Annotated in this window: 17 protein-coding genes; 4 read left to right on the forward strand and 13 right to left on the reverse strand. The window is 67.9% G+C overall.

Annotated features, from left to right (window positions below; genetic code table 11):
• Positions 1 to 151: 151 nt before the first annotated feature.
• Entirely contained in the window at positions 152 to 1,252 is a 1,101-nt protein-coding gene (locus tag ACFQ50_RS08810; RefSeq protein ID WP_377995146.1) for an ADP-ribosylglycohydrolase family protein, read from the forward strand.
• Here the strand turns inward: ACFQ50_RS08810 and ACFQ50_RS08815 are convergent.
• Both ACFQ50_RS08815 and ACFQ50_RS08820 read right to left on the reverse strand, forming a co-directional pair.
• Complete coding sequence (locus ACFQ50_RS08815) at positions 1,239 to 1,754, reverse strand: DUF4395 domain-containing protein (RefSeq protein WP_377995147.1); 516 nt, start codon at positions 1,752 to 1,754, stop codon at positions 1,239 to 1,241. The genes ACFQ50_RS08810 and ACFQ50_RS08815 overlap by 14 nt on opposite strands.
• Before the next feature lie 245 nt (positions 1,755 to 1,999).
• Entirely contained in the window at positions 2,000 to 3,037 is a 1,038-nt protein-coding gene (locus ACFQ50_RS08820; RefSeq protein WP_377995148.1) for an exonuclease domain-containing protein, read from the reverse strand.
• Positions 3,038 to 3,105: 68 nt separating this feature from the next.
• Here ACFQ50_RS08820 and ACFQ50_RS08825 point away from each other — a divergent pair, with 68 nt between their 5' ends.
• Complete coding sequence (locus ACFQ50_RS08825; RefSeq protein WP_377995192.1) at positions 3,106 to 3,879, forward strand: VTT domain-containing protein; 774 nt, start codon at positions 3,106 to 3,108, stop codon at positions 3,877 to 3,879.
• Between the two features lie 89 nt (positions 3,880 to 3,968).
• On the opposite strand, the gene rdgB is transcribed toward ACFQ50_RS08825, so the two are convergent.
• The 6 genes from rdgB to clpS all read right to left on the reverse strand — a co-directional run bounded on the left by rdgB (position 3,969) and on the right by clpS (position 8,378).
• Positions 3,969 to 4,646, reverse strand: coding sequence for an RdgB/HAM1 family non-canonical purine NTP pyrophosphatase (rdgB, locus tag ACFQ50_RS08830; protein WP_377995149.1), 678 nt, complete (start codon positions 4,644 to 4,646; stop codon positions 3,969 to 3,971).
• A gap of 14 nt (positions 4,647 to 4,660) precedes the next feature.
• Positions 4,661 to 5,419, reverse strand: a complete 759-nt coding sequence (rph, locus tag ACFQ50_RS08835) for a ribonuclease PH (protein WP_003805875.1) — start codon at positions 5,417 to 5,419, stop codon at positions 4,661 to 4,663.
• Between the two features lie 69 nt (positions 5,420 to 5,488).
• Positions 5,489 to 6,286, reverse strand: a complete 798-nt coding sequence (locus tag ACFQ50_RS08840) for an MBL fold metallo-hydrolase (protein ID WP_377995150.1) — start codon at positions 6,284 to 6,286, stop codon at positions 5,489 to 5,491.
• The gene (gene murI, locus ACFQ50_RS08845; protein WP_377995151.1) at positions 6,283 to 7,308 is read right to left on the reverse strand and encodes a glutamate racemase; all 1,026 of its coding nucleotides are present in this window, start codon (positions 7,306 to 7,308) and stop codon (positions 6,283 to 6,285) included. Before murI ends, ACFQ50_RS08840 begins: the two co-directional genes overlap by 4 nt.
• Positions 7,309 to 7,438: 130 nt before the next feature.
• Positions 7,439 to 8,005 (reverse strand): DUF2017 domain-containing protein, encoded by a 567-nt coding sequence (locus tag ACFQ50_RS08850; RefSeq protein WP_377995152.1) that lies wholly within the window; start codon positions 8,003 to 8,005, stop codon positions 7,439 to 7,441.
• Complete coding sequence (gene clpS / locus ACFQ50_RS08855) at positions 7,998 to 8,378, reverse strand: ATP-dependent Clp protease adapter ClpS (RefSeq protein ID WP_214848029.1); 381 nt, start codon at positions 8,376 to 8,378, stop codon at positions 7,998 to 8,000. Before clpS ends, ACFQ50_RS08850 begins: the two co-directional genes overlap by 8 nt.
• Before the next feature lie 155 nt (positions 8,379 to 8,533).
• Between clpS and ACFQ50_RS08860 the strand changes: the two genes are divergently transcribed.
• Together ACFQ50_RS08860 and ACFQ50_RS08865 are read left to right on the forward strand one after the other, a co-directional pair.
• Positions 8,534 to 9,862: a nicotinate phosphoribosyltransferase gene (locus ACFQ50_RS08860; RefSeq protein ID WP_377995153.1), complete on the forward strand. Its 1,329-nt coding sequence runs from the start codon at positions 8,534 to 8,536 to the stop codon at positions 9,860 to 9,862.
• Between the two features lie 9 nt (positions 9,863 to 9,871).
• Positions 9,872 to 10,507: an isochorismatase family protein gene (locus ACFQ50_RS08865; RefSeq protein ID WP_377995154.1), complete on the forward strand. Its 636-nt coding sequence runs from the start codon at positions 9,872 to 9,874 to the stop codon at positions 10,505 to 10,507.
• A 29-nt stretch (positions 10,508 to 10,536) separates the two neighbouring features.
• Here the strand turns inward: ACFQ50_RS08865 and ACFQ50_RS08870 are convergent, their stop codons facing one another.
• The 5 genes from ACFQ50_RS08870 to ACFQ50_RS08890 form a co-directional block, all read right to left on the reverse strand.
• Positions 10,537 to 12,315: a DEAD/DEAH box helicase gene (locus ACFQ50_RS08870; protein ID WP_377995155.1), complete on the reverse strand. Its 1,779-nt coding sequence runs from the start codon at positions 12,313 to 12,315 to the stop codon at positions 10,537 to 10,539.
• Entirely contained in the window at positions 12,315 to 12,656 is a 342-nt protein-coding gene (locus ACFQ50_RS08875; protein ID WP_377995156.1) for a DUF3039 domain-containing protein, read from the reverse strand. The genes ACFQ50_RS08870 and ACFQ50_RS08875 overlap by 1 nt, the downstream gene beginning before the upstream one ends.
• A 64-nt stretch (positions 12,657 to 12,720) precedes the next feature.
• A complete protein-coding gene (gene nagB / locus ACFQ50_RS08880) occupies positions 12,721 to 13,503 on the reverse strand; it encodes a glucosamine-6-phosphate deaminase (protein WP_377995157.1) in 783 nt (260 codons plus the stop codon).
• 80 nt (positions 13,504 to 13,583) lie between these two features.
• A complete protein-coding gene (locus ACFQ50_RS08885) occupies positions 13,584 to 15,155 on the reverse strand; it encodes a transporter (RefSeq protein WP_377995158.1) in 1,572 nt (523 codons plus the stop codon).
• The gene (locus ACFQ50_RS08890) at positions 15,137 to 15,901 is read right to left on the reverse strand and encodes an ABC transporter ATP-binding protein (protein WP_377995159.1); all 765 of its coding nucleotides are present in this window, start codon (positions 15,899 to 15,901) and stop codon (positions 15,137 to 15,139) included. The genes ACFQ50_RS08885 and ACFQ50_RS08890 overlap by 19 nt, the downstream gene beginning before the upstream one ends.
• Between the last annotated feature and the right edge of the window lie 40 nt (positions 15,902 to 15,941).

Genomic DNA, 15,941 nt, shown 5'->3' on the forward strand with positions numbered 1-15,941 from the left:
GGTTGCTGAATCCGAGCTTATCGTCCGGTGGCTGGCGGCCCGGCATTGAGAGGGCGACATCACAGCGCGGTCCGGGATCGCAGCGGTCCACATCACTGAGTCCGGAACCAGAGGGCCGGGAGAGATCCCGCGGGCAGGTAAATTTGCCTGCATGAGCAATGATCCCGGCACCATTCCGTCCTCCGAGTCCCGCATCCACGGCTGCCTGCTGGGCGGCGCCCTGGGCGACTCGCTCGGCTACGCCGTCGAGTTCGCTCCGATAGACGAGATCCGGGGCCGTTTTGGCGCCGGAGGCCTCCGGGATTTTTCCATGCTCGACGGCGGGACGCATTTCTCGGACGACACGCAGATGACGCTCTACACGGTGGACGGGATCGTCGAGGCCCTGGAGTGGGCCAACTCCGGTGTCGGCGCCGATGCCAACGCCTGCGTGTGGCTTGCGTACCTGCGCTGGCTGGACACGCAGGGCGTGCCCCTTCCCGAATCCGCGCCGCGGCCGCAGTCCCGCTGGATTGACGGCCAGGAGGTGCTGCGGCACCGCCGGGCACCGGGCAATGCCTGCCTGAGCGGGCTGGCCACCGGTGAAATGGGAACGGCCGCCCGTCCGGTCAATCCTGATTCAAAGGGCTGCGGAACGGTGATGCGTTCCGCCCCCTTCGGTCTCGTTCCGCACATTCCGGCGGACTCCGTGTACAAGTTGAGTGCCGACGCGGCGTCACTCACGCATGGGCATCCCTCCGCCCGGCAGAGCGCGGGCTCATTCAGCCTGCTCATCCATTCCCTGGTGCAGGGCAGCAGCCTGGCCGAGGCAGCGCAGGCTGCCCTGGCCCGGGTGCTGGGCGACAACGGGGCGGCGCCCGAACTCCGCGAGCGGCTGGGGGCCGCGGTCCGCCTCGCCGGCGAGGCCACCCTGCTCAGCCCGGAGGACCTGGTCCGTGAACTGGGTGAGGGCTGGGTCGCAGAGGAGGCTCTCGCCGTCGGGCTTTATGCGGTCCTGGCCACGACTCCACGGACGCCCGGACTCAGCGCAGAGCCAGACGGCACGGCGCATCCGGTGGACCATTTCAAGGCGGCCATAGCCGTGGCCATCAACCACAGCGGCGACAGCGATTCCACCGGGTCCATCGCAGGCAACATCCTGGGCGCGTACTACGGCACGGCCTGCCTGCCCACGGACTGGCTGGACGCGCTCGAGGCGCCCGAGGTGATCCGCGGCATGGCCGGGCAGCTGGTTGCCGTCACATCTGGCTGAGCGGAATGTTGTTGCAGGCCTCGCAGACGTCTTCGGGGATGAGCCCCCGGCGCTGCAGCAGGCCGAAGATGGCGCAGCCGAGGCAGTACCCGGCGAAGGCTTCCAGCGAAGCGGCAATAATCAGCACGGCGAGCAGGATCCAGGCGGCAGGCGCGAGGCCGGCGGCCAGCAGGAGGGCGGCCGCCGTGGACATCGCTGCGCCGATGCCCTGTGCGAAACGCTTGGGCGGCCCCGGCACCAGCTTGACCCGCCCCAGCCGCGGGGCGAGGACCTTGACCGAAAGCAGGGCCAGCGGGGAGATCCTCGGGCCGAACAGCACCCGCAGCCAAAAACCGGCGGCAATGAGCGCCAGGCCCCAGCCGAAGCCGGTGAGCAGAGTTGCGGCGGCAAGCAGGACCACCAGCCCGGCAGTGATGCGGGCCGCGTACTCGTTGACCGGGTTGGGAAAGGCGAACACGGTACCCAGTCCGCCTGAATTGCCCAGTGTGCTTAGCTTGCCCATGGGGCAAGGCTAGGAGAAGGCCGACGGCGGAGGGAAGCTTTGTTGCGCCGTGTGTACCGGGCGCCGCCCACCAACCCACGCGTTTTAGGACGCCCCCTCAGATCCTGCCGGTATTCCGCAACGCGTCCTCATGTCCTGCCGGTGGTCTCGTCCGCTCCGGCAGGACCTGACGGAGCGTTCGAAGAAACCCGGCAGGACGTGAGGGAGCGTTTGAAGAAAACCCGCAGGATGTGAGGGAGCGTCAGTTAAAAGGCTGCAGGACCTGCGGAAGCGTCCGCCAGGTATGCCGGTGCGCCGCCCACCATCTGCAGGAACTCCCCCTCGGAAATCACCTCGATGGCCTGGCCGCGGTCGTGCAGCTCCAGCACGCGTTTGGCCTTGCCCGTGAGCCGGCCGGAGCGCAGGTCGCCCGCCACGAAGCCGTCCCCCACCACCAGGACGCTGGTCCGCGCCGTGACCCGGCTTTCCGGGCGCGCCCCCAGTTCAGCGGACCGCGTCTTCGCTTCGGGCCGCGGCATCGCGAGCTGGCCAGTGAAGACGATGGTCTGCCCGAACAGCGGGTTCCCGGGTTCGGCGTCGGGATTGGGCTCTGGATTGGGTCCTTCCTCGGGCCATCCGCTGCGGAACGGCCGGACCACTCGGTCAGCACCGGCGCCGCCCGCGGCGGCGAGTGCCGCAGCAGTGGCTTTCGAAAGCTCACCGGCGGAGGGGTCGAACGCAGCCTGTTGAGGTATGGAAAGCCCCAGTGAAAGGTAGAGCTCGGCAATGCTGCTGGCCCGGTTGCGCCCGGCGATGTCGATGAGGATGCCGGCGCATGCCCTGGCGTCCTCGGCGGCGTCGTGGTGGTTCACGAGGGGCACGCCCGCCTCTTCGGCGGCGAAGGGCAGGGAATTTGAAACCAGGGAGTAGCAGCGCCGGGACAGCATCACAGTGCACACGTAGTCGTAGGCGGGGCCGGGAAGCCCCGAGACCTCAAGCCCGGAACGGATTACCCCGAGGTCGAAGGCGGCATTGTGCGCTGCGAGGATGTCGCCACCGATGAACGCGCCGATCTCCGGAAAAAGCTCACCGAAGCGGGGCTTGCCCGCCACCTGTTCGGGCCTGATGCCGTGGACACGGACGTTGTGATAATCGAATGAATCGTGGTTTTCCGGCGGCCGCATCAGCCACGAGGCCTCCTCGACGATGACGCCGCCACGGACCTTGGTCAGGCCAACGGCGCACGGCGAACCGCGGAAGCCGTTGGCGGTCTCGAAGTCGATCGCCGTAAAGTCCAAACTCACGGGGACAACTGTAGCCCGGCCGGGGCGCTGAACCCGTCAAGTACCCTTGAAACGTGAACTTTAATGCATTGAGCGACTTTGCCGTGCCCGCGCTGGGTGGCGCCGGCCCCGTCCAGCCGCATCTGGCATCATTCCTGCCCGATTGGCTTAACCCCCAGGTGTTCCTCGCCGACCCTGCCCTTGCCCCGTGGGTTGTTCTGCTGGTGTGCGGCATTATCTTCGCCGAAACCGGGCTGCTGATCGGGTTCTTCCTGCCCGGCGATTCCATGCTGTTTACGGCGGGCCTGCTCGTGGCCACGGACACGATCAAATTCAACATTTGGCTCTTCGCCGCACTGATCATCGTGGCCGCCATCCTCGGTAACCAGACCGGCTACCTCATCGGGTCCAAGGCCGGCCCCGCCATCTTCAACAAGCCGGACTCACGGCTCTTCAAGCGCGAGAACGTCGACAGCGCACACAAGTTCTTCGAAAAGCACGGCGGCAAAGCCCTGATCCTGGCCCGCTTTGTGCCCATCATCCGCACGTTTGTTCCCGTCATCGTGGGCGTCGCCGGAATGGACAAGCGGAAGTTCTTCCTGTTCAACGTCATCGGCGCTGTCCTCTGGGGCGGCGGCGTGACCCTTCTCGGCTACCTGCTGGGCGACAAGGTCCCGTGGGTGCGGGACAACCTGGACATCATCTTCATCATCATTGTCCTGCTTTCGGTGATCCCGGTGGGCATTGAAGTGATCCGCGGCATGGCCGCCAAGCGCGAGGCCGCGGCCTTCGGCACGGACCCGGTGGAGGAGTTCATCGAGGAGCACGAGCCCGAGGCAGAACGCAAAACCAACCTCGACTGACCGGCACTCCGGCAAGCTTTCTGCACAGCCGGAACCCCAAACAGGAAAGGCACCTCAGAACTGAGGTGCCTTTCCTGTATGCAGAAGATTTATTGCCGCAGTGCCTCCACGATCGAGGGAAGCAGCGCGCGGAACGCCAGGCCGCGGTGGCTGATGGCGTTTTTCTCCTCCGGGCTGAGCTCTGCGCAGCTGCGGTCCAGGCCCAGGGGTTCCAGGACGGGATCGTAGCCGAACCCGCCTTCACCGCGCGGTTCGCGCAGCAGCGTTCCGGCCAGCTGGCCGTACTCCACCACCTCGCGGGCCCCGTCCCCGGATGCCGGCGCCGGCACCGCGAGGGCCGCCGCGCACACGAAGGCGGCACCGCGGTGCCCGTCCGGCACGTCCGCCAACTGGGCCAGCAGCAGGTGCAGATTGGCGTCGTCGTCACCGTGGCGGCCAGCCCACCGCGCCGAGAAAATCCCCGGCGCACCACCGAGGACATCCACTGCCAGCCCGGAGTCGTCAGCGATGGCCACCAGTCCCGTGGCCTCAGCCACCGCCCGCGCCTTCAGCAGGGAATTTTCCGCAAAGGTCACCCCTGTTTCCGCGACGTCCGGGGCTCCGACGGCGGCCGCGTCCACTACCTGCGTGTCGACGTCGAGGCCCGGGATCTGCCCGCGCAGCAGCTCACGCAGCTCCCGCAGTTTGCCGGCGTTGCGGGTGGCCAGCACCAGCCGGGGAGAAGCCCCCGGTGCAGTTCCGGCATTCACGGCGCTGTTCCCACTCACGGCGCTGTTCCCATTCACGGCGCTTCGGCCAGGGTTTCGCGCTGGATGGCGGCCAGCTGTTCTGTCCCCAGCAGGGCCAGGTCCAGCAGCTTGTTGAGCTCGTCGCGGTCAAAGGGTGCGCCCTCGGCGGTGCCCTGGACCTCGACGAACTTGCCGGAGCCGGTCACCACGACGTTCATGTCGGTTTCGGCGCGCACATCCTCGATGTACGGCAGGTCCAGCATCGGGATGCCGTCGATGATCCCCACCGACACAGCAGCGATGGTGTCGATCAGGGGCTGGGCGTTGCGGGCGATCATCTTGTTCTCGCGGGCAAAGCGGATGGCCTCGGCGAGCGCCACATAGGCGCCGGTGATTGCCGCTGTCCGGGTGCCGCCGTCGGCCTGCAGGACATCGCAGTCCAGCACGATGGTGTTCTCCCCCAGGGCCTTGGTGTCGATGATCGAACGCAGCGAGCGCCCGATGAGGCGGGAAATCTCGTGGGTGCGGCCGCCGATCTTGCCCTTGACGGACTCGCGGTCCGAGCGGGTGTTCGTGGCACGCGGGAGCATGGCGTATTCGGCGGTCACCCAGCCGCGGCCTTCGCCCTTGAGCCAGCGCGGAACGCCTTCAGTGAGGGAAGCGGTGCACAGGACCCGGGTGTTGCCGAACTCGATGAGGGCCGACCCCTCGGCCTGCTTGGACCAGCCGCGGGTGATGCTGATGGGCCTGAGCTGGTCCGGGGTGCGGCCGTCGGCACGGATGACGGGGGCAGTGGTTGCTTCGGAAGTCATGCCTTTAGCTTATCGAGGCTACAGGCGGGACGTGTCACGTCAGCCGGCGCCGGGTTGGTAGCTGCCGGCTCAGACGGTGTAGTGCACGCCCGCCACGGCCACGGCGACGTCACCGGCAAACGCGGGACGCGCCTCGGCCATGACCTTGGTCTGCGAAGTCCACACCGGAATGTGGGTGAGGAGCAGCCGGCGGGCACCCGCGGCGGTGGCTGCCTCGGCGGCCCGTTTGCCGGTCAGGTGGACGTCCTTGATGCCGTCGTCGCGGCCTTCCTCGAACGCCGCTTCGCAGAGGAAGAGGTGGGCGTCCTTGGCCGCCTCCTCCAGCCCGCGGCACGAGTCCGTGTCCCCTGAATAGGTCAGTACGCGGGTCACGGCATTCCCGGCGGCGTCCGGCTCGGTCACCTCCACGCGCAGCGCATAGGCCTCCTCCACCGGGTGGTTCACGGCGAACGGCGTCACGGTGAAGGGGCCGACGGTGACCGACTGGCGCTCGGTCCAGTTGGTGAAGTCGAACTCCTCGTGCATCCCGGGGTCCAGGTCCAGGCCGTAGGCAGTTGCCATCCTGTCTGCGGTGGCGGCGGGGCCCCAGACGGGGATCCTGCCCCGGTCCCAGCCGCCCGGCTTCCAGCGCACGGCCACGTGCAGGCCGCACAGGTCCATGCAGTGGTCGGGGTGCAGGTGTGTGAGGAAGATCGCGTCGATGTCCTCGAGGTCGGTGTACCGCTGGATGGCGCCCAGGGCACCGCTGCCGAGGTCCATGACCACCTTCCACACCCGTTCGCCGTCGCTGGCGGTCAGGAGGTAGCAGGAGGCGGGTGATCCGGGGCCGGGAAATGAGCCCGTGCAGCCGACGATGGTGAGCTTCACAGGAAGGACCCCCCGGGGGCAGCCCCGCTGCCGGCGGTCTGCCCGACGAAGTTGGAGATGCGCGGGCGTGCCGCCGCGTTCCGCGCGGCCTCGATCATTTCAGGGGTGATCCTCGCCAAGCTGCCGGTGGGGTACTGCGCCGCGACGTGGTCCACATGTTTGACGCTGAGCACCTCCGGCCCGAGGAACCTTCGGGCCAGGGCCTCGAACTGGCCGGGATCGCCGGTGGCGATGAAGCTGTGCTCGGGCCGCGCCGGGTCCGTCCTTTCGAGGCCGTTGCTGGCCAGCGCCCGGTAGACGTCCTTGGCGGTTTCCTCGGCGCTGGAGACCAGGGTGACGTCCTCGCCCATGACGTAGGAGATCACGCCGGTCAGCAGCGGGTAGTGCGTGCAGCCCAGCACCACGGTGTCCACGCCGGCTGCCTTCAGCGGCTCCAGGTACTCCCGGGCGACGTCGAGCAGTTCAGGTCCGGTGGTGATGCCGGCCTCCACATAGGGCACGAAAGCCGGGCAGGCCACGGAGGTGATCTCCAGGTCAGGCGCCGCGGCGAACGTGTCCTCGTAGGCCCGGGACCCCACGGTGGCGGAGGTGCCGATCACGCCCACCCGGCCGGTGCGGGTGGCCGCCACGGCGCGGCGTACCGCCGGCTGGATCACCTCGATGACGGGGATTCCGTAGCGCGCGGTGTAGCGCTCACGGGCGTCCCGGAGCACAGCGGCCGACGCCGAGTTGCAGGCGATGGTGAGCAGCTTGACGCCGGAGTCCACGAGTTCGTCCATGACGCCCAGGGCGTTGGCGCGCACCTCCGCAATGGGCAGCGGTCCGTACGGTCCGTGCGCGGTGTCGCCGACGTAGAGGATGGACTCGTTGGGCAGCTGGTCGATGATCGACCGCGCCACCGTGAGGCCGCCGACCCCGGAGTCGAAGACGCCGATCGGCAGCGATCCCACATTTATGCCGTCGGCCGTTGCGGACTCCGCTGCAGCTCCCGCTGCCGGATCCATGCTCGATGCTGAAGTCATGATTATTTGAGGATAGGTCTTCCCGTGAGGTGCGGCCATCACTTGTGGCGGGCGACTCATGTCGAATTTGTCACATTCGGCGCAGCCCTAACCGCTCAGGGCCGAAGGAGCTGCCCACCCCGGAAACCCCTCAGGGCCGCGTGTCCAGTGACTGCAGCATCGCCTGGACAAGCGACTCCTGCAGCCACGTGGTGAAGTTGTACACCAGGGCGAGGTAGCTTTCCACGTCCTCGGCCTGGGACCAGTCCTGCATCTGGTGGACGTGGTCGGCGTCCGCTTCGTCCCGGATGTCGAGCCGCTCGGCGAGCACCAGACGCACGTCGTTGAGCGCCGTGGACCAGTGCCGGGCATCAGACGGGGTCAGGACGAGCTCATCCTTGTCCAGGCCCAGCGCGGCGGCGCGCAGCGCGCCGATCTTGCTTTCCCGCAGGGAGCGTTCGGTGAGCTGGCGAAACTCAAGCGAGGCGGCGGCGTCGTCCTTCACTGCGTTGGGCAGCAGCCGCCGGAGGGCGCGGTCCTGGGGTTCGCGGACCTCCATGTCCAGTCCGATCAGCGCGGCCAGCGGATCCTCGGAGCCGCGGTCGGCCGGCTCCAGCATGGAGATGACGTCGGCGAACAGGCTGCGCAGCAGTTCCCGCTCGGCCGGTTCGAGGAATCCGGTGATGCCCTTGAGTCCGTACTTGAAAGCCTTAGCCACGTTTTCCCTTGCCCTTGCCCGGTCCGCCGCGTTTGCCGCCCCCGCTGTCTCCGCCGGTGGCCTTTTCCACGGTGGCCCACAGGCCAAACCCGTGCATCGCGACCGCGTGCTGCTCCACCTGTTCCTTGCTGCCGTGGGCAACGATGGACCGGCCCTTCCTGTGGACCTCGAGCATCAGCTTGTTGGCCTTGGTTTCCGAGTAGCCGAAATAGCTCTGGAAAACATAGCTGACGTAGCTCATCAGATTGACGGGGTCATTCCAGATGACAAGGTTCCAAGGGACGTCCGGGGCGGTCAGGGTATCGGTGGACACCGCCGTTCCGGTCTGGATGCTCTCCTGGGTGTCAGGGCCGAGCGCAACGCTTAAGGTCATCTGTCCATTCTATGGCGATGGTGGGCCCACGCCGGCGAGGGCCCCACGGCGAAGCGAAGCGAGACGTGGGAGCCGGTGGGTGGGCCCACGCCGGCGAGGGCCCCGCGGCGAAGCGAAGCGAGACGTGGGAGCCGGTGGGGACTAGAGTGATTTTTGTGAATAACTCCGCCGGCTGGGAGCAGCCCCGCACGTCCCTGTTCACCGACCATTACGAGCTGACCATGCTGCAGGGGGCCCTCCACTCCGGCGCCGCGCACCGCAAGGCCGTTTTCGAGGCGTTCGCACGCAGGCTCCCGGACGGCCGCCGCTACGGGGTTGTGGGCGGTACGGGCAGACTGCTGGAAGGCATCATGGCGTTCCGGTTCGGCGAGGCGGAGCTGGGATTCCTGGCGCGCACCGGCGTCGTCAATAAGGAGACCCTCGACTACCTGGCAGACTTCCGCTTCACGGGCGACATCTGGGGTTATGCCGAGGGCGAAGCGTACTTCCCCAACTCCCCCATCCTGATCGTCGAATCAACGTTCGCAGAGGCGTGCATCCTGGAGACGTACGTGCTGTCCGTCCTCAACCACGACAGCGCCATCGCCTCGGCGGCGTCGCGCATGGTGATGGCGGCGGGTCAGCGCCCCTGCATCGAGATGGGGTCCCGGCGGACGCAGGAGGAATCGGCCACGGCTGCCGCCCGCGCCGCCGTCATCGCCGGGTTCGACAGCACCTCAAACCTCGAGGCCGGGCTGCGGTACGGCCTCAAGACGGTGGGCACCGCCGCCCACTCCTTCACGCTCCTCCATGACACCGAGCGGGACGCGTTTGAGGCGCAGGTCGCCTCCCTGGGGGCCGGCACCTCGCTGCTCGTGGACACGTACGACGTCGAGACGGCCGTCCGTACGGCCGTGGACATCGCCGGGGACAAGTTGGGCGCCGTGCGGCTGGACTCCGGCGACCTGGTGGAACAGGCGCAGTGGGTCCGGCACCTGCTGGATGAGCTGGGCAACGAACATACCCGCATCACGGTGACCTCGGACCTGGACGAATACGCGATTGCGGCGCTGCAGTCCGCCCCCGTTGACTCCTACGGGGTGGGCACGTCCCTGGTGACCGGCTCCGGCGCGCCCACCGCCAGCATGGTCTACAAGCTGGTCAGCCGGACCAACGACGCCGGGGAGTTCGTCCCGGTGGCGAAGGCCGCCAAGAACAAGACGAGCAAGGGCGGCCGGAAGTACGCCCTCCGCCGGCTCAACGACAACGGCACGGCCACCCAGGAGCTCATCGGCGTGGGCCACCGGCCAGCGGACGACGGCAACGACCGCACGCTGCTGCAGCAGTTCATCAAGAACGGCGAACTCCTGCCGGGCTGGACCGGCCACGAAGGAGTCCTGCGAGCCCGGCGGCGCCACGCTGATTCGCTGGCCGAGCTGCCGGCAGTGGTCCACCGCCTGCACCGCGGCGAGCCGGCCATCCCGACAATCTACGAAGAGAACTGAGGAGAACCGATGGCACGGGCACTCATCATCGTCGATGTCCAGAACGATTTCTGCGAGGGCGGCGCACTGCCGGTGGAGGGCGGGGCCGCCGTGGCCGGGGCCATCAGCGAGTACGTCGAGAACCACCACGGCCAGTTCGACCACATCGTGGCCACGCAGGACTGGCACATCGATCCGGGCGCCCATTTCTCGGAAGCCCCGGACTTCAAGGACACCTGGCCGCCGCACTGCGTGGCGGGGACCCAGGGTGCCGAGCTTCACCCGGAGCTCGACACCGAACACATCCAGGCGTACTTCCACAAGGGCCTCTACACCGCGGCCTACTCCGGGTTCGAGGGCCTGCTGGCACCAGAGGACGCCGTCCCCACCGGGGAGCGGCAGCCCGGGTCCATGCCCGGTGCAGCGGATCCCGCCTATGCGCCGGAGGAAGATGCGATCGGCCTCGATGACTGGCTCCAGAGCCACGACGTGGAGGACGTCGTGGTGGTGGGCCTCACCACCGACTACTGCGTGATGGCCACGTCCCTGGATGCGGTCCAGGCCGGCTACTCCGTCACCGTGATCAAGCGGCTGACGGCGGGCATCGCCGATGACCTCGACGACGCCTACGCCGAAATGGAACTGGGCGGAGTGGACCTCGAGTAGGTCCCTGCTCCCCGTTCTTCCCCGCCCTGCTACTTCCGGCCGATGAACCAGTCCTGGAGCTTTTTCAGCCTGGACTGGAGCTGCTCCTCGTTCGCCTGGGCAACCGGAGGGCCGCCGCAGACGGTCCGGAGTTTCGTGTGCACCACGCCGTGCGGGGTGCCCGTCCGCGCAGACCAGGCCGCCACGTTCTTCGCCAGCTCGTTCCGCAGGTCCACCAGCATCCGGTGGTCCGGTACTGCGGGGGCAGCGGGAGCGGCCGCGGGGCTCTGGCGTTTCTTCCGGCCCTGCTGCTCATGCTGGCGCTGGCGGAGCAGCATGCCCACCTGTTCGGCGTCCAGCAGGCCCGGGATGCCGAGGAAGTCCAGTTCGTCCTCGGAGCCGATGTCGCCGCCCGTGCCGAACTCGCCGCCGTCGAACAGCACGCGGTCGAAGGACGCCTGCGAGTCCAGCGCCTCGAACTTGCCCTTGGTCAGGCTGTCCGAGGCCTTCTCCTCACGGTTCGCCTCGTCCATCAGGGACTCTTCGAGGTCCATCAGGCCGTCCGGGTCGTCGTTCTGCGGCCGGTCCAGGGCATGGTCACGTTCGGCTTCCATGCTGTTGGCGAGCGCCATCAGCTGGGGAACGGACGGCAGGAAAACCGAGGCCGTCTCGCCCCGCTTCCGGGAACGCACAAAGCGCCCCACGGCCTGCGCGAAGAACAAGGGGGTGGAGGTGGAGGTGGCGTAGACGCCCACCGACAGGCGCGGAACGTCCACGCCTTCGGACACCATGCGCACGGCAACCATCCAGCGCTTGTCGCTGGCCGTGAATTCCTCGATCTTGTCTGAGGCCTTCGCGTCGTCGGACAGAATCACCGTCGGCGACTCGCCCGTGATCTTCTTGAGCTGGCCGGCGTATGCCCGGGCGTCGTCGTGGTCGGTGGCGATCACCAGGCCGCCGGCGTCGGGAACGGACCGCCGGACCTCGCTGAGCCGTTTGTCCGCTCCTGCCAGGACGGCGGGGATCCACTCCCCCGCCGGGTTCAGGGCGGTCCGCCAGGCCTGTGACGTGATGTCCTTGGTGACCGCGGCCTCGCCAAGGGACGCGGCCATCTCGTCACCCGCGCTGGTGCGCCAACGCATCTGTCCCGAATACGCCATGAAAATAACCGGGCGCACCACGTGGTCACGCAGCGCGTTGCCGTAGCCGTAGGTGTAGTCCGACTTCGAGCGCCGGATGCCCTCGCGGTCCTCGGTGTACTCCACGAACGGAATGGGCGAGGTGTCCGACCGGAACGGCGTACCGGTCAGGGACAGCCGCCGGGCTGCGGGGTCGAAGGCCTCGCGCAGCCCGTCGCCCCAGGACAGCGCCTCGCCGCCGTGGTGGATTTCATCAAGAATCACCAGGGTGCGGGCGGCCTCGGTTTTGGCCCGGTGCAGCATGGGTTTGCTGGCCACCTGCGCGTAGGTCACGGCCACGCCGATGAACCCGCGGCCGTGCTGGCCGTCCGAGTTCTTGAAGTTCGGGTCAATGGCGATGCCGACGCGCGCGGCAGCGTCTGCCCACTGCCGCTTCAGGTGGTCGGTGGGCGCGACGATCGTCACGCGGTTCACCGTGCCGGCCTCGATGAGCATGGAGGCCACCCTGAGCGCGAAGGTGGTCTTACCGGCGCCGGGGGTGGCCACGGCCATGAAATCGCGCGGAGCCCTGCTGAAGTAAAGATCCAGGGCTTCCTGCTGCCAGGCACGGAGCTTCGGGGCGGTTCCCCAGGCTGCACGTTCCGGGTAGGCCGGGGGCAGGGTGGGTCCGCCGAAGAGTGTCTCCGTCACTATTTGTTGTTGCCTGAGTCTCCGCCGGACCCACTGCCGCCGTCGTTGCCCGGGCGGAGCCCGTCATAGACCTCTTTGCACATCGGGCAGACCGGGAACTTCTGCGGATCCCGTCCGGGCGTCCAGACCTTGCCGCACAGCGCGATGACCGGTTCGCCCGTCATGGCGGACTCCATGATCTTTTCCTTGCGCACGTAGTGCGAAAAGCGCTCACGGTCGCCGGGCTCCACTTCCTGGCGCAGTTCCTCGCGCTCAATGGTTGCGGTGGACGATCCGGAGCCGGAAAGCTCACGCATGGGGTCGTTGTCGAGAGGATCCGTCATGCTACTCATGGCATCCATCTTAGCCGTTCCGAAGGTGCAGCCGCGGGAGGTCCCGGGCGCAGGTCCCGGGCGCAGGTTCCGGTCAGAGACCCTGCCACGCCGGTTTGTGGTCAAAGGTGTGCCGGTAGTAGTCCGCGAGCTTCAGTGACGACGCGGCGGCCTCGTCCACCAGGACCGAGGCGTGCGGGTGCAACTGCAGCACCGAGGCGGGGCAGATCGCGGCGAGGGGTCCCTCCACCAGGTCATGGACCGCCTGCGCCTTCTGTGCTCCCGTGGCAATCAGGATGGCGTGGCGCGACTCGAGGATGGTGCCCAGCCCCTGGGTCACCACGTGGTGCGGAACCTCGTCAAGGCTGCGGAAGAAGCGGGCGTTGTCGCGCCGGGTCTGCTCGATGAGCGACTTGATCCGGGTGCGGGATGCCAGGGACGACCCCGGCTCGTTGAAACCGATGTGCCCGTCGGTGCCGAGGCCCAGAAGCTGCACGTCGATGCCGCCGCGCTCCCTGATCCGGTCTTCGTAAGCCCGGCATGCCGCCGGAATGTCCGGGGCGCTTCCGTCCGGTCCGAGGACGTTCACCGGGTCGATGTCGACCCGGTTCGCGAAGTCGCGGCGGATGACCTCCCGGTAGGACTCGGGGTGGCCGGGTTCCAGCCCGACGTACTCATCCAGGGTGAATCCGTACGCACGGCTGAAGTCCAGGCCGGCCTGATCGTGGCGCCGGGCGAGTTCGTCGTAGACCGGGAGCGGCGAGGATCCCGTGGCAAGCCCCAGCACGGCGTCGGGCTTGTCACGCAGCAGGCGTTCCACCGCATCCGCCACGAGGGAGGCAATCTGCCTGGCGCCCGGAAGTATGACGACCTCCATTTTCGGCCTTTCTCTCTCAGCTGTCCTGCTAGTCAACCACGGCGGGTCCCCGCCCGGCAGATGCATTCAGGGTTGGGGTTTCAGCGATTGACGGCGACCTGGGCGAGGAGCTCCGGGCCGCGGGCATCGAGCCAGCGCCCGCCCACCCGGACCCCGACTATGAACAGTGCCGTGCCAAGGACGGGACCAAGTGCCAGATTGATCCAGCCAAACAGCTGGTCTCCGGTGAGAACCTGTGCGAGCACCAGGCCGGCCTCCGGGAGGACCAGCAGCAGGAGGACACCCATCCCGCCAAACTGGACGGCGAGGGTCTGACCCACATTTCCCGGGGGCTTCTTGAACGGGCTGTCGCCGGGCAGCGGCACGGCAATGGTGTAGCGGGCGGACACCACGGAGGAGAGGCCCAGTCCGGTCAGTAACACCCCCACGGATATCCCGACGATGGAGGGCCACCATGCCCAGTCCCCCGTGATGAAGAACGGCACGGTGGCCAGGACCAGTACCGCAGGCAACGCAAACGCCAGGCAGGCCAGCGCGCGCCCCAGCCGGTCATGGACTCCCCGCACGCCGGCGGCGACGTGCAGGGCAAACGCGGTGTTGTCGTAGGACACATCCCCCGAAATTGACCATGCCAGCAGGAACGCAGTGAGCGGTCCGGTGATCATCAGTACGCCATAGTCGTTGGTCTGGCTGCCCTGGAAAGCCAGCACCACCGGCAGCAGCGGAACAACCACCAGGGAACCTGAATACCGGGGATCACGGAACCAGTAGGTCAGCGCCCGAGCCGTGACGGCACCGGCCGGCGTCGCGGGCAGGAGGGCGAACAGCCCCAGGCGTCCGCCCTTCCGGCGGCTGCTTCCGCTGTAGGACGGCGTGACCAGCGCCCGTTCCAGCAGCAGCTTCCAGCACCAGGAAAGCCCCGCCAGCGTAGCCGCGGCAATGAGCAGCTTGAGTCCGGCCGGGCCTGCCCGTCCCGCTGCGAGATCGCCGCCCAGCGACCAGGCCGCCCCCAGCGGCGTCCAGGAAATCCTGCCGGCCAGGCCGGAAAGGAAGGCCCCGGAACCCGCCATTCCCTGGAAGATGCCTGCGGTGATCGGGCCCAGGAGGACCAGGGGAACCATGAAGGCGATACCGCTGACGTCCTTGAACCGGCGTGACGCCGCCAGGCTCGCCGTGGCGGTGGTGACGACGCGGCAGAACACCACGCAGGTGAGCACGCCCAGGACTGCGCCGAGCAGCGCACCCGCAGCGGGCACTACACCGCGGGACCAGGTGACCACGGTGCCCAGGGCGACGAGCAGGGTGGCCAGCCCCGGAATCCCGATGAGGCCGCCGAGCGCGAGGCCGGCCAGAAGCTGCGGCATGGGCACGGCCGATGTGGTGAACCGGGCAGGGTCCAGCGTCATGTCCACGGCGGAGGCAATCACCGGGACAATTCCCCAGCCCAGCAGGGCCGCCGAGCCGCCAAGCACCACCACGGTCTGGGCCAGGTCCGGGTCCTCCTGCCGCAGCAGGACGAGCAGCACCACGCACATGCCGACGAAAACGAGCGCATACAGTCCGCCGAACGCCAGCCCCACCAGCTGCCACGGGCTCCGCCTGAGGCCGTTCCGCAGCAGTGTGAGCTTCAGCCTCAGGAGGTGCGCAACCATTCGAGCCCCTTCGTCTGGCTCCTGCCGCCCACGAGCTGCACGAACCGTTCTTCCAGGGTGGCTCCGGCACGCACCTGGTCGATGGTGCCGGCGGCCAGGATCCGGCCGCCGGCGATCACGGCCACGTGGTCGCACATCCGCTGTACGAGGTCCATCACATGGCTGGACACGATCACGGTGCCGCCCGAGCCCACATACCTGTCCAGGATGTCTTTGATGTTGGCGGCGGAGACGGGATCCACGGATTCGAAGGGCTCATCCAGCACGAGGACCTTCGGAGCGTGGATCAGCGCGGAGGCGAGCGCGATCTTCTTAGTCATGCCGGCGGAGTAATCCACCACCAGGGTGCCCGCGTCCTGGCTGAGGTCCAGGGCTGCGAGCAACTCACCCACCCGGGAGGCCACCACGTCCCTGTCCATGCCCCGCAGCAGCCCGGCGTACGTGACCAGCTGCTCACCGCTGAGCCGGTCAAAGAGCCGCACCCCGTCGGGCAGGATGCCCATCAGCTTCTTGGCTTCCAGCGGTTGCGCCCAGACGTCCACCCCGTGGACCACGGCCGTTCCGAAGTCCGGGCGGAGAAGGCCCGTAGCCATGGACAGGATGGTGGTCTTGCCGGCACCGTTGGGTCCGACAATGCCGAAGAACGAACCCGCGGGAACGTCGAGGCTGATGCCGTCCACCGCGATCTTGGTGCCGAAGCGCTTGGCAAGCCCCCTGATCGAGAGTGCTGTTATGGGAGTGCTCATGCACTCACCCTAGCCGCGGCCTGCGGCCAGGGGGATCCTC

Origin of the sequence: Arthrobacter sp. NPDC056493, assembly GCF_042795115.1 — a bacterium.
Lineage (GTDB): Bacteria > Actinomycetota > Actinomycetes > Actinomycetales > Micrococcaceae > Arthrobacter.

Bases quoted from the DNA above. Each gene is read 5' to 3' on its own strand.
- ACFQ50_RS08865 (WP_377995154.1), top strand. From the start codon at position 9,872: ATGGCACGGGCACTCATCATCGTCGATGTCCAGAACGATTTCTGCGAG.
- clpS (WP_214848029.1), bottom strand. From the start codon at position 8,378: ATGACCTTAAGCGTTGCGCTCGGCCCTGACACCCAGGAGAGCATCCAG.
- ACFQ50_RS08810 (WP_377995146.1), top strand. From the start codon at position 152: ATGAGCAATGATCCCGGCACCATTCCGTCCTCCGAGTCCCGCATCCAC.
- ACFQ50_RS08890 (WP_377995159.1), bottom strand. From the start codon at position 15,901: ATGAGCACTCCCATAACAGCACTCTCGATCAGGGGGCTTGCCAAGCGC.
- ACFQ50_RS08815 (WP_377995147.1), bottom strand. From the start codon at position 1,754: ATGGGCAAGCTAAGCACACTGGGCAATTCAGGCGGACTGGGTACCGTG.
- rph (WP_003805875.1), bottom strand. From the start codon at position 5,419: ATGACTTCCGAAGCAACCACTGCCCCCGTCATCCGTGCCGACGGCCGC.
- ACFQ50_RS08875 (WP_377995156.1), bottom strand. From the start codon at position 12,656: ATGGATGCCATGAGTAGCATGACGGATCCTCTCGACAACGACCCCATG.
- nagB (WP_377995157.1), bottom strand. From the start codon at position 13,503: ATGGAGGTCGTCATACTTCCGGGCGCCAGGCAGATTGCCTCCCTCGTG.
- murI (WP_377995151.1), bottom strand. From the start codon at position 7,308: ATGACTTCAGCATCGAGCATGGATCCGGCAGCGGGAGCTGCAGCGGAG.
- ACFQ50_RS08885 (WP_377995158.1), bottom strand. From the start codon at position 15,155: ATGGTTGCGCACCTCCTGAGGCTGAAGCTCACACTGCTGCGGAACGGC.